This window comes from Staphylococcus coagulans (genome assembly GCF_002901995.1).
GTDB classification, from domain to species: domain Bacteria; phylum Bacillota; class Bacilli; order Staphylococcales; family Staphylococcaceae; genus Staphylococcus; species Staphylococcus coagulans.
The window spans coordinates 35,338-50,299 of record NZ_PPQN01000047.1; the positions used below are offsets into that span (position 1 = coordinate 35,338).

Here is a 14,962-nt window from a genome sequence, read left to right on the forward strand (position 1 = left end):
GAGGGAGAATGTTATGAAAAAACATATTTTACCAGCAATTCGTTCGATGAGAGATTTAGAAAGATTGTTTAAAACAGATTATAAAAAATGTGTCATACTTGATACGCATATTGGTCATTTGAAAGGCATGACGCAATTAATTAAAGAGCATGAATTACAACCTTTTATGCACATCGATCTCATTAAAGGGATGAGTCATGATGAGTTTGCTTGTGAATATATTATTCAAACTTATAAACCTAAAGGGATTGTATCAACTAAAACTAAAGTGATTAAAAAGGCAAAAGCGCTTGGTGTCGTTACGATTTTTAGAGTATTTGTTATTGATAGTCACGCTTTACAGAGAAGTATCGATCTCATTCAACGTATCGAGCCAGATTATGTTGAAGTCTTACCCGGTATCGCAGATAAAGTGATACAAGAAATACACGAGAAAACAGGTACAACGGTAATAGCGGGAGGTTTGATTAACACAGAGGAAGAAGTTGAAAACGCCATTAATAGTGGTGCTGCCTATGTGACAACAAGTGACGCATCATTATGGTAAGTAAAAAATAAAGGGGATTTAAATGATGAAAAAACCAGAGAAGTTACAAAAAGGGGATACAATCGCGATTGTTTCCCCGTCTTCTGGCCTTGCTGGTGAGCCGAATATTCAATGGCGTACACAACAAGGTATAGAGAATATCAAAAATTTAGGTTATCACGTTAAAGTTATGGAACAAGCGCTTAACACGATTGAATGGAACTACAATCATCCAAAAGAACGTGCAGAGACACTGACATCGGCGTTTAAAGATCCAGAAGTAAAAGCCATACTTTGCACGATTGGGGGTAAAGAATCAGCAAGAATTATCCCATACTTAGATGATGAAATCATTCAAGCGCATCCTAAGATTTTTATAGGTTACTCAGATATCACACCACTTCATTTGCATTTAAACCAATTAGGAATCGTTAGCTTTTATGGTCCAGCGCTGCTCACGGACTTTGCAGAAAATGTAGCGCTTGATGACTTTACACTTGATCATCTGTTTGGTGTCGTTTCTAAAGCGAAGCCATTTGGAAAGTTGACCACATCGGATTATGTGCGGATTTTTGGTTTGAGATGGGATGAAGAAAATAAAAATATCGCGCGTGAAACAAAGAAAAATGAAAGTTACATATTAGTAAACGGCGAGGGTAACGTTTCTGGAGAACTTATCGGCGGTTGTTTTGAATCATTAGACCACCTCAGAGGTTCACAGTATTTTCCAAAAGTTGAACAGTTTGACGGCAAAATTTTGTTTTTAGAAAACGCTGAAGTTAATATTGAACCGTGGTCTTTCGAAGATACTTTTCGTTCTTTTGGTTATATAGGGATTTTTGAACGCATTAAAGGGATTGTATTAGGGCGTCCTCAAAATGGCGTGTATCAAAATGAATATCACCAAATTATTCAAAGCATTTTAAAAGAGTTTAAGCAAGAGGATTTACCGGTCATCGGTAACGCTAGTTTTGGTCACAATGAACCTAAATGTACGATTCCATATGGTGTTAAAGCATCAATAAGTACATCCCCTTTAACATTTAGTATTGATGAAGCGGCTGTAAGTGAAAAAGAGGCACGTGAGAAACGTCAAAAAGAGTAATAATGATTAGGCGCTCAATATTCGTTTGATAGCAGTTTTTAAAACATTTTATCTTTAAAGTGATGGTTATTTAGATTTAAAAAATCAATTAAATAGATAGTTAATTCATTTTCACTAAAATTAAATTTTTATTTATTTATGAAAGCGTTTAAAATAATGGTTGACAACGCTTACATCAAACTGTAATATTAAGTCAAGTTGATAAATTATGAGAGACTGAGAGACTTCTGTTGGCGTATTTTTATTATGCGAAAGGAAGTCTCTTTTTCAATAAAGGGAGGAAAAAGCATGAATGTTTATTTAGCTGAATTTTTCGGTACTGCATTACTTCTACTCATGGGTGGTGGTGTATGTGCCAACGTCAATTTGAAAAAAACGAACGGTAATGGTGCCGACTGGATTGTCATTGCTATTGGATGGGGACTTGGTGTGACGCTAGGTGTCTATGCCGTTGGTCAATTTTCAAATGCACATCTTAACCCAGCAGTGACACTTGCATTTGCAATGAATGGTGATTTCCCATGGTCACAAGTGCCTGGATACATCATTGCGCAAATGCTTGGTGGTATTTTAGGTGGCGTATTGACATGGTTAATGTATTTACCACATTGGCGTGCAACTGAAGATAAAGCAACAAAATTAGGCGTCTTTTCAACTGCGCCAGCGCTTAAAAACTATACTGCAAACTTTATTTCAGAGATTATAGGTACTGCAGTTTTAACTTCAGGTCTTTTATTCATCGGGGCAAATAAGTTCTCTGAAGGATTAAATCCATTAATCGTTGGTGCTTTGATTGTAGCGATTGGTGTCAGCTTAGGTGGTACAACAGGATATGCAATTAATCCTGCTCGTGACTTAGGGCCACGTATCGCGCATGCTATTTTACCAATCCATGGCAAAGGTGGCAGTGGTTGGGGTTATGCGATTGTACCTGTATTAGGACCAATGGTTGGTGGTATGTTAGGTACGGTTGTATATCGCTTGATTTTTAAAGGCGCATTTGATGTTTGGACAATTGTAACGATTATCGTATTAGTTTTAACATTATTACTTGGTGTGGCATTAAATAAAAAATTGCCACAGGATGAGATTGCTAAAATATAATTCATATTACTGTTTTTGTCATAAGTATGAATGTTAAAGTAAGGCATGCAAAACTTTACAATACGTTGTGATCATAGAGGCATTAATAACATGGTGATGACGTATTGTTGTTTTTTAGTGCCTATGAGCTGTATTTGACATCTTATAACAGCATTTTAGGTTATAATAACCTTATCGTAATACTTTACAAGTTAATATCAGTGAAGAGTTGAGAGGAGACTATGTTATGGGAAACTATATCTTATCGATTGATCAGGGGACAACAAGTTCTAGAGCAATCTTATTTAACGAAAATGGGGAAATCGCAGGCGTAGCACAGCGTGAGTTTAAACAACATTTTCCTAAAGGCGGATGGGTAGAGCATGATGCCAACGAAATTTGGACATCAGTTTTATCAGTGATGGCATCTGTTTTAAACGAAAATAATGTATCGGCATCACAAATTAAAGGGATTGGTATCACAAACCAACGTGAAACAACTGTCGTTTGGGATAAAAACACAGGCCGTCCAATCTACAATGCGATTGTTTGGCAGTCACGTCAAACACAACATATTTGTGATGAATTAAAGAACGCTGGTCATGAAGAAACGTTTAGAAACAAAACTGGTTTATTATTAGACCCTTATTTTTCAGGAACTAAAGTCAAATGGATACTTGATAAAGTTGAAGGTGCACGTGAAAAAGCTGAAAAAGGCGATGTTTTGTTCGGAACAATTGATTCATGGTTAGTTTGGAAACTTTCTGGTGGTAGAACGCATGTAACAGACTATTCCAATGCAAGTCGTACATTAATGTATAACATCCATGATTTACAATGGGATGACGAATTGCTTGAAATTTTAGATGTACCAAAAGCAATGTTACCTGAAGTAAAACCATCAAGTGAAGTGTATTGCGAAACAATTGATTATCACTTCTTTGGTCAAAAAGTACCGATTGCTGGTATTGCGGGTGACCAACAGGCTGCTCTATTCGGACAAGCGTGTTTCGAACGCGGTGATGTGAAAAACACTTACGGCACAGGTGGTTTCATGCTTATGAATACAGGTGAGGAAGCAGTTGTATCTGATAATGGATTGTTAACAACGATTGCTTATGGAATTGATGGTAAAGTTAATTACGCATTAGAAGGTTCAATTTTCGTATCAGGTTCAGCCATTCAATGGTTAAGAGATGGTCTCCGAATGATTAACTCAGCACCTCAATCTGAAGATTATGCAAAGCGTGTTGACTCTACAGAAGGTGTTTATGTTGTACCTGCATTTGTTGGTTTAGGAACACCTTATTGGGATTCTGAAGCGCGTGGTGCGATTTTTGGTATTACGAGAGGAACAGAAAAAGAACACTTTATTCGAGCAACTTTAGAGTCTTTATGTTATCAAACACGCGATGTCATCGAAGCAATGGCTCAAGATTCTGGCATTGATGTTAACAATTTACGTGTTGATGGTGGCGCAGTTAAAAATAACTTCTTAATGCAGTTCCAAGCAGATTTAGTAAACATCAATGTTGAACGACCAGAAATAAATGAAACAACTGCACTAGGTGCAGCATACTTAGCTGGTATTGCTACAGGATTCTGGAAAGATAAATCAGAAATTAGTCGTCAATGGAAACTTGAAAAATCCTTTGAACCAGCGATGGATGAAAAAGAAAGCAGTCGTTTATATAAAGGCTGGAAAAAAGCAGTTGAAGCCACTCAAGTTTTCAAATTAGACGAAGAATAAGTGGTGTGATATACTGTAGTTAAGTTAATAGCATCATACGAGATTGTGAGAGACGTCGTTCGTACAACTTTATTTAAGCTGTGGGAGAAGTCTCTCTTTTTTTATGATATTAGGAGGCGGAATATATGAGTTTATCAACTTTTAAACGTGATTCAGTAAAGAACAAAATGAAAAATGAGGAATATGATTTAGTTGTTGTCGGTGGGGGTATCACTGGCGCAGGTATCGCATTAGATGCAAGTGCAAGAGGTATGAAAGTCGCTTTAGTTGAAATGCAAGACTTTGCACAAGGTACAAGCTCTCGTTCTACTAAATTGGTTCATGGTGGTTTACGTTACTTGAAACAATTCCAAGTTGGCGTTGTTGCTGAAACTGGTAAAGAACGTGCAATCGTTTACGAAAATGGTCCACATGTCACTACACCTGAGTGGATGTTATTACCAATGCATAAAGGTGGTACATTTGGTAAGTTTTCAACTTCAATCGGTTTAGGTATGTATGATCGCCTTGCTGGTGTTAAAAAATCAGAACGTAAAAAAATGTTAACTGTACAAGAAACTACTGACAAAGAACCATTAGTTAAACAAGACGGCCTTAAAGGTGGCGGTTACTACGTTGAATACCGTACAGATGACGCCCGTTTAACAATCGAAGTGATGAAAAAGGCAGCTGAGCAAGGTGCAGATATTTTAAACTATGCGAAAGTAAACAACTTCTTATATGATAACAATGAAAAAGTAAACGGTGTAACAGTGATCGATCGTTTAGCGAATGATACTTTTAAAATTAAAGGTAAAAAAGTCGTTAATGCAACAGGTCCATGGGTAGATGAAGTACGTAGCGCAGACTACTCTAAAAATAACAAACAATTGCGTTTAACAAAAGGTGTGCACGTTGTTATCGATCAATCAAAATTCCCATTACGTCAAGCCGTTTATTTTGATACAGAAAAAGACGGTCGTATGATTTTTGCTATTCCTCGTGAAGGCAAAGCTTATGTTGGTACAACTGATACATTCTATGATAATGAAAAATCAACACCACTTGTTAACCAAGAAGATAGAGATTATTTAATTGATGCCATTAATTATATGTTCCCGACTGTTCAAATTAAAGATGAAGATATCGAGTCTACATGGGCAGGTATTCGTCCGTTAATTTTAGAAGAAGGTAAAGACCCTTCTGAAATTTCACGAAAAGACGAAGTTTGGGAAGGTAAATCAGGATTATTAACAATCGCTGGTGGTAAATTAACAGGTTACCGTCATATGGCATTAGAAATTGTAAACTTAGTTGAAAAACGATTAAAACAAGAATATAAATTGAAATTCAATAAAGTTGATACAAAATACATTCCAATTTCTGGTGGGGATGTTGGTGGTAGTGCAAACTTCGATAAATTTGTCGAAGAAAAAGTACAAGCTGCGAAAGCATTCAATTTAGATGAAAAATTAGCACGTCACTTAGCTTCAAAATATGGTTCTAACGTTGATGATTTATTTGCGATTGCGCAAGCTGCACAACATCAAACAACAGGTTTACCATTAGAATTATATGTAGAACTTGTATACAGCGTTCAAAATGAATTAGTTGTAAAACCAACAGACTTCCTTGTACGGCGTACGGGTGCATTATACTTTGATATTAATCGTGTATTAGAATATAAAGATATTGTTGTCGATGTATTAGCTGACTTATTAGGTTACGATGCAAATACTAAAGCAGCTTATCATGCTGAATTAGATAAAGCGATCCAAGAAGCAAGACATGGTCAACACCAACCTGCTGAAAAATAAGACATTAGTAATCAATTTATGAGATATATAGTAACACAAGTTGTTTTTAGCTTGTGTTACTTTTTATTTTTATCATCAAATAAATCAGTGATTTCCACTTTATCTGCGTATTTCACCTTATCCAAACGAGCACCTGTTTTATATATTTTGTAGACGATGATTTTGAAGATGTTAAAATTTTCACTTGATAGTTTCTTGGTGACAAGTGAAAGGTATCCTCAATTTATAGTATGCAGTTTAATTTTAATTCGTGTGTGTTTATTCCGATGTTGTGGTAAAGTTGAATTAAGTGAAGAGATGCGGAAAGGTGGATAACAATGGTTAAATCAGAAGCTATGAAAATAGCAGTTACAGACGGCACAATATTAGAAGTAAAAGTAGATCGAACGGATTGTGAGCCCGTTGGTGTTGTGCATATTTTCCACGGAATGGCAGAACATTTAGAAAGGTACAATGCGCTTGTTGAAAAATTAAACCAACAAGGCTATCATGTGATTCGACATAACCATAGAGGTCATGGTATTGATATTGATAGTGAAAGAGGCCATTATGATTCAATGATACAAGTGGTTAAAGATGCACATGAAGTACAGACGACATTGAAAGCACAATTTGATGATACGTTACCTTTGATTGTACTTGGTCATTCAATGGGTTCAATTATTGCACGTCAGTATGTGCAAATCTACCCTAATGACTGTCAAGGACTCATATTAAGTGGTACAGGCTTGTTTCCATCGTTTTATAGATTCGCTATTGTACCATTATTAAAATGTATTACATTAATTTGTGGTAAAAGACGCCGTATGAAGTGGCTCAACAATGTGATGACGAATAGCTTTAATAAAACATTTAAGCCATTGCGTACTGAAAGCGATTGGATTAGTTCAAATGAAAGTGAAGTGGATGCTTATATCGCAGATCCATATTCAGGCTTTCTCGTATCTAATCAACTGATTTATAGTGTTGTAAACACAATGATGCAAACAGCACGTATTAAAAACATTGAAAAGATGAATCCACAATTACCAATTTTGTTAGTTTCAGGTAAAGATGATCCATTTGGTGATTTTGGAAATGCGATCAGAAACTTAGGTAAGTTATTAAAAAAAGGTGGTATTGAACACATCACTGTTCAATTATATAAAAACAAACGACATGAAGTGCTGTTTGAAATTGATAAAGAAACAGTCTGGAAACATATGTTAGAATGGATGAGTCGTCAAATTATTAAAAAACGAAAAGTAGGTGAACTCGGTGATAGGTAAGAAACCTTTCATTGTAGTAATTGTTGGTCCCACTGCGAGTGGTAAAACTGAATTAGGTGTGGAACTAGCGAAAGAAATTAATGGAGAAGTCATTAGTGGTGACTCAATGCAAGTTTATCGTGGTATGGACATCGGCACCGCGAAAGTGACAGAGTCTGAAATGCAAGGAGTCCCGCATCATTTAATTAATATTTTAAATCCAGACCAAACATATTCAGCTTATGTTTTTCAGCAACAGGCACGTACACTCATAACGGATATTACAAATCGAGGGAAAACACCTATCATTGTTGGAGGCACAGGTCTTTATATTCAATCTGTAATATATGATTATCAATTTGACAAAGAAGAAGTATCTTCAGAGGTTGCAGAAAAAGTTCAGCAAAAAATGGCAGAACTCCAATCATATTCAAATGAAGCGATCCATGAATACTTAGGAACATTTGACCCTCAATCATACGCTGATATCCATCCGAACAATCGTCAAAGAGTAGAACGTGCAATCTCTTACTATTTAACTACAAAAAAAGTTTTAAGTAATCGAAAGAAAAGTACCCAATTGACTGAAAATTATGATACATTATTAATAGGGATAGAAATGTCGCGCGATACATTATATGCAAGAATAAATAAACGCGTAGACATAATGTTGTCTCATGGTTTATTGGATGAAGTGCAAGAACTTATTGAATTAGGTTATGAATCGTGTCAAAGTATGCAAGCTATCGGCTACAAAGAAATCATACCGGTAGTTCATAATGAAATAGAACTTAACGAAGCCGTGGATCAACTTAAACAGCATTCACGTAATTACGCAAAAAGGCAAATGACTTGGTTTAAAAACAAACTTAATGTTCATTGGTTAGATAGAGAGAAGATGTCACTTACTTCAATGTTATCTGAGCTCAAAACCCTAATAAATAAAAGGAGAAATGAACATGATTGAGAAACGCAACATTCAAGATGAGTACCTAGAAACTTTTAAAAACGAGGGTAAGGAACTCACAGTATTTTTAACGAATGGTTTCCAATTACGTGGTACAATTGTTGATTTTGACCAATATGTAATTGATATACTCTCTCAAGGACGTCACCATTTAATTTACAAACATGCGATTAGTACTTTCTTAGAAGGCACAAACTAATTTATTAATCCACAATGGCGGAGTGGGGATGCATGTTAAATGTGCAATCTGAAAGGTTGACCATATGATGACCATCTTTTCAATACGCAATCATATTGAATAGACTGGTGTATTTAGCATACATCTCTACTATCATCCTTGATTGATCTGTTCATTTATAGGGTGTACTTCAATTTTAAATCATTAAATATAAAAACATCACCGCTTTCACTAGTAATATGAAAGGGTGATGTTTAATTTATAAAACATTTTCAATTTCTTTTGTAATACTTTCTGGTGTCTTTTGTGGTGAAAAGCGCTTAACCACATTTCCTTCGCGATCAACTAAGAACTTCGTGAAATTCCACTTAATTTTATCTCCAAATACACCTTTTTGTTGTGATTTGAGATAGTTGAAAAGTGGATGGGCATTTTCACCGTTAACTTCAATTTTTTCATGCATTGGAAAAGTAACGCCATAGTTTAGTTGGCAGTTTGTCGCTGCTTCTTCCCCGCTACCCGGTTCTTGTTTTCCAAATTGATTACATGGGAAACCAAGAATCGTAAATCCTTTTTCATGATAAGTATCATACAACTTTTGTAAACCTTCAAATTGTGGTGTTAGACCACACTCACTTGCAGTATTTACAATCAATAAAACATCGCCTTTATACTCAGATAAAGGGTAATTTGTTCCATCGATTTTTGTGACTTCTATATCATATAAATGCATTGTCCTCACCTCTAATAAAAATATAACATAATTATTCAATATAGTCTTAATTGAAACACTATGTTAGAATACGTGATGATATGTTTAAAGAAAATGGTGATGTAATGCAAAAAAATGAACTCCATTCTACCAAAAAAGTTAAAGAAAAAGCACTTTTAATTGGTGTAGATGTTTACCAATCAGATTATGATTTTGACAGTACGATGAGAGAATTACATGCACTGGCGTATACATGTGATCTTGAGGTGAAAGGTGAAGTCACACAAAATAAAAATCAAGTGGATCATAAATATTATGTTGGTAAAGGAAAATTAGATGAGATACAAGCTTTTGTCGAATCCCAAGAAATAGATGTCCTTGTGGCTAATGACGAATTAACGACAGCACAATCTAAACATTTAAATGAATATTTAGGCATTAAGATTATTGACCGTACACAATTGATTCTTGAAATTTTCGCTTTGAGAGCGAAAAGTAAAGAAGGTAAATTACAAGTAGAATATGCACAACTTAATTATCTTTTGCCTCGCTTAATGGGACATGGAAAAAGTTTATCTCGCTTAGGTGGCGGTATAGGTACACGGGGACCGGGTGAGACAAAACTAGAAACTGATCGTCGTCATATACGTACACGTATGAATGAAATTAAACGTAAATTAAAAGAAGTCGAAGCACATCGTGCACGTTATCGTCATCAAAGAGAAGAGAACCAATCTTTCCAAGTTGCACTCATTGGTTATACGAACGCAGGGAAATCTTCGTGGTTTAACACGTTGACCCATGCAGAAACTTATGAGCGCGATTTACTATTTGCAACGCTAGATCCGAAATCACGACGTCTTAAAATTAATAATGGCTTCGAGTTGGTCATTTCAGACACAGTTGGTTTTATTCAAAAATTACCCACAACGTTAATTGAAGCTTTTAAATCTACACTAGAAGAAGCAAGCGGTGCAGATTTGTTAATCCATGTGGTGGATGCGAGCCATAAAGAATATAAAATTCAATATGATACTGTCAATGAAATTATTAAAGAGTTAGATATGGCTGAAATTCCGCAAGTGGTTATTTTTAACAAAAAGGACTTGCATGAAGGCATAGAGCCGATTGTGGAACAGCCCTCTGTTTTTGTATCCGCTAAAAATCACGATGACATTCAAGTAGTGAAAGACTTATTAATAGAAGCAATTCAGAATCAACTTCATTTTTATGAAAGACGCATAGAGAGTCATGAAGCTGATACGTTATATTACTTAAAACAACACACATTAGTTACGAAATTAGAATTTGACGAAACAACAAACGAGTATCTTATAGAAGGTTATAAAAAATAATAGAAAGAAGCAGAAAAATGAAGCAATTAGAACTATTGATTAATGAAGTAGAAACAATATTAACCCCATATTTTAAAGAAATCGAAGCACGTGCACTTGAAAATCAAGCACGTGTCCTTGATGCATTTCATCATGTAAAAATCACTGAATCAGATTTATTAGGGTCTACGGGATACGGCTATGATGATTTTGGTCGTGATCATTTAGAAGCGGTTTATGCGCATACTTTCAAGGCTGAAGATGCACTCGTGCGCCCACAGTTAATTTCAGGGACCCATGCGATTACTGTTGCTTTACAAAGTATGTTAAAGCCTGGAGACAGTTTAATGTATATAACAGGCAAACCGTATGACACATTGCTCGAAGTCATCGGTGAAAACGGAAATGGCATTGAGAGTTTAAAAGAATATGGTATCCATTACCAAGAGGTTGATTTAAAAGAAGATCAAATTGATGTTGATCGTGTTTTACAAGCAATTAACGAAACAACAAAAGTGATTGCGATTCAACGTTCTAAAGGATATAGTCAAAGACCCTCTATAAGCGTTGATGAAATAGGTCGTGCGATTCAAAGTATAAAAAAAGAACACCCTCATATTATCGTTTTTGTCGATAATTGTTACGGAGAATTTGTAGAAACCAAAGAGCCTATCGAAGTGGGTGCAGATTTAATCGCAGGCTCTTTAATTAAAAATCCAGGAGGAGGCCTCGCGAAAATTGGCGGCTATATTGCTGGACGACGAGACTTAGTAGAACGCTGTGGTTATAGATTAACTGCCCCTGGAATTGGGAAGGAAGCGGGTGCTTCATTATATGCATTACAAGAAATGTATCAAGGCTTTTTTATGAGTCCCCATGTTGTCAGTCAAAGTCTTAAAGGTGCGCTATTTACAAGTTTGTTATTAGAACGTCTCAATATGCGTACGACGCCTCGATATGATGTGCAGCGTACGGATTTAATTCAGACTGTGTCATTTGATACACCTGAACAGATGATCCAATTTTGTCAAAGTATTCAACATGCTTCACCTATTAATGCCCATTTTAGTCCGGAACCTAGTTATATGCCGGGGTATGAAGACGACGTGATAATGGCTGCTGGCACTTTTGTACAAGGCTCATCTATTGAATTGTCAGCAGATGGACCAATTCGTCCACCATACGAAGCTTATGTTCAAGGTGGCCTCACATACGAACACGTCAAAATCGCAGTCATTCGTGCTGTTAAAACATTAATGCAAAAAGGATTAATTGCCATTTAAAATACAAAGTTTTACAATTTAAGTGAAATATGAAAATTTAACTGATTGTCTGACTTTTCTGATTACCTGATATGACAAGGCTTTGCGCTTTCATGTCAGGTTTTCTTACATATTTTTGAAATGCCTGAAATGATGTGCTATTGTTAATACAAGTTCAAAGTTAAGGAGATGCTGGATATGGACAACGATAGAATTCGACGTAACATGCCTGTATTTCCGATGAGTGTTGTCAGCCGTCTAACCGAATTAACTGCACGACAAATTCGTTATTATGAAACACATGAACTTGTAAAACCTTCACGAACTGAAGGTAATAAGCGTTTGTTTTCATTGAATGATTTGGAAACTTTACTTTCAATTAAGCATCTTTTAGAAAAAGGCTTTAATATGAAAGGAATTAAACAAATCATGTTGTCAGAAAGTACATACGCGCTAAACGAAGAGGAAGAACGGTTAAGAAAGCAAATGCTAGTGGATACAACACAAAAGCCACAGCGCGAGTCGATACCACTTAACCGTGGAGACTTATCACGATTTTTTAATTAATTAAAATTGGAGGACAATTATCCATGCCGAAACAAAATTTCACTAAAGATGACATCCGACGCTTTGCAGAAGAAGAAAACGTACGTTACTTACGTTTACAATTTACTGATATTTTAGGGACAATTAAAAATGTTGAAGTACCCGTGAGTCAATTAGAGAAAGTTTTAGATAATGAAATGATGTTTGACGGATCTTCAATCGAGGGGTTTGTTCGAATTGAAGAGTCAGATATGTATTTATATCCTGATTTAAACACTTGGGTGATTTTTCCATGGACAGCAGGACAAGGAAAAGTTGCACGTTTAATCTGTGATGTTTATACAACTGATCATCAACCATTTGCAGGGGATCCTCGTAATAATTTAAAACGTGTATTAAAAGAAATGGAAGAACTTGGATTTACAGATTTCAACCTAGGGCCTGAACCAGAATTTTTCTTATTCAAGTTAGATGAAAAAGGTGAGCCAACAATGGAATTAAATGACCATGGGGGTTACTTTGACTTAGCACCAACAGACCTTGGTGAAAACTGTCGTCGTGATATCGTACTTGAATTAGAAGACATGGGCTTTGATATTGAAGCTTCGCACCATGAAGTTGCACCAGGACAACATGAAATTGACTTTAAATATGCAGATGCAGTAACAGCTTGTGATAATATCCAAACATTTAAATTAGTTGTTAAAACAATTGCACGTAAACATAATTTACATGCAACATTTATGCCAAAACCATTATTTGGTGTGAACGGAAGCGGTATGCACTTTAACGTTTCATTATTTAAAGGAAAAGAAAATGCTTTTTATGATGAAAGCAGAGATATGCAATTAACTGAAGACGCTTGTCATTTTATTGCAGGTGTTTTAAAAAACGCACGCGGATTTACTGCAGTGTGTAACCCATTAGTTAACTCTTACAAACGTTTAGTACCGGGTTACGAAGCGCCGAGTTACATTGCATGGAGTGGTAAAAACCGTTCACCGTTAATCCGTGTCCCAAGCTCTCGTGGATTATCTACACGTATTGAAATTCGATCAGTAGATCCATCCGCAAACCCATATATGGCATTAGCAACAATTTTACAAGCTGGCTTAGACGGTATTAAAAACAAATTAACAGTTCCAGAGCCTGTAAATCAAAACATTTATGAAATGAATCGTGAAGAGCGCGAAGCCGTCGGTATCGAAGACTTACCTTCAACATTATACACTGCATTAAAAGCAATGCGCGAAAATCCAATTGTAAAAGACGCATTAGGAGATCACATTTATAATCAATTTATTAACTCTAAATCTATTGAATGGGACTACTATCGCACGCAAGTGTCTGAATGGGAAGTCGAGCAATATATGAAGCAGTATTAATAGAAGGAACCCTTGAAGCTATTGGCTTTGAGGGTTTTTGTTTTTGGGATTTGAAGTTGCCCAATAGGCTGAAAATTGATGCGTTGGGCAGAAAATGGGCAACTCCACACTAAGATATCTTCCTGTCATTAATAAATTTTTCAAAGTTCTCTTCTGCCTTATGATTCATTTCTAACAAAAATGTGGCATGTGTATGTGTTAATTTATAAGTATTCAACAATTTACGGTGTGCTACGATGTAAGTAATAGAGATTAAACTGTGCGACAAAATATGAATTATTATAGATATACTCATAATATCGGATGGGATACAACAGCTTCGGCGCACGTCTTAAAAGCATGCTATGTGATTTATGATACGCCAATCGATAATAATTGGTACTACGATGATACAAATGATATTGCATTTTCATCTGGCTTTGTTCTGGCTCTTGCTGAAGAGAAATTAGATTATTTTCAAGTGAAAGTTAAATATTTGAGTAATTAAGATTTGATTGTAGAGTTTGAGAAAAAGGTCATAATTTAAAAAATATATTTACAAAAGAAGAAATAAAAAGTATAAAGTTAAAGATCAATTAAGGTAGGGTAAAACTAAATAAACTGTAACAGAAGTAGATAAAATAACATTGTACTTTTCTTTTTCAGATACTAAAAAGATAGTTGCATTAGGTGCTGCTGCTATTAAAAAAAATTGCTGAATTGACTGGTGTTATACTTGGAGCAAGTGTAGGGAATTTCTTTGGTACTATAGCAGCATCAAATGTTGACACTAGTAAAAGCATATATATAATTTAAGTCTAAATAGAATTCTGAACGAGTATATGTTTTAACGCCGGTAAAATGAGGCTATCAGTATGGATGATTATATGGATAGGTTTAAATATTCTTTAAAAATTGGTATTTTAGCGTTCCTTCTATTCTGTACTTTGTTCCTATGCCTAGTGGTATTATCAAGATTGTTATTTATTCTTTTATTTTTGCTGTTTTGCTTATGATTTTAGTTCGTATATTTTTACCTTTAAAAATTACAAAACTGAAAAAGAACAGACTTTAAAGGTCTATCCTTTTTTA

The 14,962-nt window shown here is 35.4% G+C and carries 14 protein-coding genes and 1 pseudogene; 14 read left to right on the plus strand and 1 reads right to left on the minus strand.

Features of this window, described 5'->3' with window-relative positions; all coding sequences use genetic code 11:
• Positions 1 to 13: 13 nt before the first annotated feature.
• From CD118_RS09660 to hfq, 8 genes are all read left to right on the plus strand, one after another.
• Positions 14 to 547: a glycerol-3-phosphate responsive antiterminator gene (locus CD118_RS09660; protein ID WP_060829996.1), complete on the plus strand. Its 534-nt coding sequence runs from the start codon at positions 14 to 16 to the stop codon at positions 545 to 547.
• 22 nt (positions 548 to 569) lie between these two features.
• Positions 570 to 1,631 carry a S66 family peptidase gene (locus CD118_RS09665; RefSeq protein WP_342587137.1) on the plus strand — a complete coding sequence of 354 codons (1,062 nt, stop codon included), beginning with the start codon at positions 570 to 572 and terminating at the stop codon, positions 1,629 to 1,631.
• Between the two features lie 288 nt (positions 1,632 to 1,919).
• Positions 1,920 to 2,735: an MIP/aquaporin family protein gene (locus CD118_RS09670; RefSeq protein WP_060829994.1), complete on the plus strand. Its 816-nt coding sequence runs from the start codon at positions 1,920 to 1,922 to the stop codon at positions 2,733 to 2,735.
• Positions 2,736 to 2,961: 226 nt separating this feature from the next.
• Positions 2,962 to 4,464, plus strand: coding sequence for a glycerol kinase GlpK (gene glpK, locus CD118_RS09675; RefSeq protein ID WP_060829993.1), 1,503 nt, complete (start codon positions 2,962 to 2,964; stop codon positions 4,462 to 4,464).
• Between the two features lie 125 nt (positions 4,465 to 4,589).
• The gene (locus CD118_RS09680; RefSeq protein ID WP_103356633.1) at positions 4,590 to 6,260 is read left to right on the plus strand and encodes a glycerol-3-phosphate dehydrogenase/oxidase; all 1,671 of its coding nucleotides are present in this window, start codon (positions 4,590 to 4,592) and stop codon (positions 6,258 to 6,260) included.
• A 317-nt stretch (positions 6,261 to 6,577) separates the two neighbouring features.
• Positions 6,578 to 7,528 carry an alpha/beta hydrolase gene (locus tag CD118_RS09685; protein ID WP_103356634.1) on the plus strand — a complete coding sequence of 317 codons (951 nt, stop codon included), beginning with the start codon at positions 6,578 to 6,580 and terminating at the stop codon, positions 7,526 to 7,528.
• On the plus strand, positions 7,518 to 8,474 hold the full coding sequence (gene miaA, locus CD118_RS09690; protein ID WP_060829990.1) for a tRNA (adenosine(37)-N6)-dimethylallyltransferase MiaA: 957 nt from the start codon (positions 7,518 to 7,520) through the stop codon (positions 8,472 to 8,474). Before CD118_RS09685 ends, miaA begins: the two co-directional genes overlap by 11 nt.
• A complete protein-coding gene (gene hfq, locus CD118_RS09695) occupies positions 8,467 to 8,673 on the plus strand; it encodes an RNA chaperone Hfq (protein ID WP_016424961.1) in 207 nt (68 codons plus the stop codon). The genes miaA and hfq overlap by 8 nt, the downstream gene beginning before the upstream one ends.
• 238 nt (positions 8,674 to 8,911) lie before the next feature.
• On the opposite strand, the gene CD118_RS09700 is transcribed toward hfq, so the two are convergent.
• Entirely contained in the window at positions 8,912 to 9,385 is a 474-nt protein-coding gene (locus tag CD118_RS09700) for a glutathione peroxidase (RefSeq protein WP_050331124.1), read from the minus strand.
• A gap of 104 nt (positions 9,386 to 9,489) precedes the next feature.
• Between CD118_RS09700 and hflX the strand changes: the two genes are divergently transcribed.
• From hflX to CD118_RS12385, 6 genes and pseudogenes are all read left to right on the plus strand, one after another.
• The gene (gene hflX / locus CD118_RS09705; protein WP_103356637.1) at positions 9,490 to 10,719 is read left to right on the plus strand and encodes a GTPase HflX; all 1,230 of its coding nucleotides are present in this window, start codon (positions 9,490 to 9,492) and stop codon (positions 10,717 to 10,719) included.
• 17 nt (positions 10,720 to 10,736) lie between these two features.
• Positions 10,737 to 11,981 carry a methionine gamma-lyase family protein gene (locus tag CD118_RS09710; RefSeq protein WP_103356635.1) on the plus strand — a complete coding sequence of 415 codons (1,245 nt, stop codon included), beginning with the start codon at positions 10,737 to 10,739 and terminating at the stop codon, positions 11,979 to 11,981.
• 177 nt (positions 11,982 to 12,158) lie between these two features.
• Positions 12,159 to 12,527 (plus strand): MerR family transcriptional regulator, encoded by a 369-nt coding sequence (locus tag CD118_RS09715; RefSeq protein ID WP_060829988.1) that lies wholly within the window; start codon positions 12,159 to 12,161, stop codon positions 12,525 to 12,527.
• 23 nt (positions 12,528 to 12,550) lie between these two features.
• On the plus strand, positions 12,551 to 13,891 hold the full coding sequence (glnA, locus tag CD118_RS09720) for a type I glutamate--ammonia ligase (protein ID WP_016424966.1): 1,341 nt from the start codon (positions 12,551 to 12,553) through the stop codon (positions 13,889 to 13,891).
• A 271-nt stretch (positions 13,892 to 14,162) separates the two neighbouring features.
• The gene (locus tag CD118_RS09725) at positions 14,163 to 14,378 is read left to right on the plus strand and encodes a hypothetical protein (protein WP_142380868.1); all 216 of its coding nucleotides are present in this window, start codon (positions 14,163 to 14,165) and stop codon (positions 14,376 to 14,378) included.
• Between the two features lie 379 nt (positions 14,379 to 14,757).
• Positions 14,758 to 14,945, plus strand: a pseudogene (locus CD118_RS12385) (hypothetical protein).
• Positions 14,946 to 14,962: the final 17 nt, after the last annotated feature.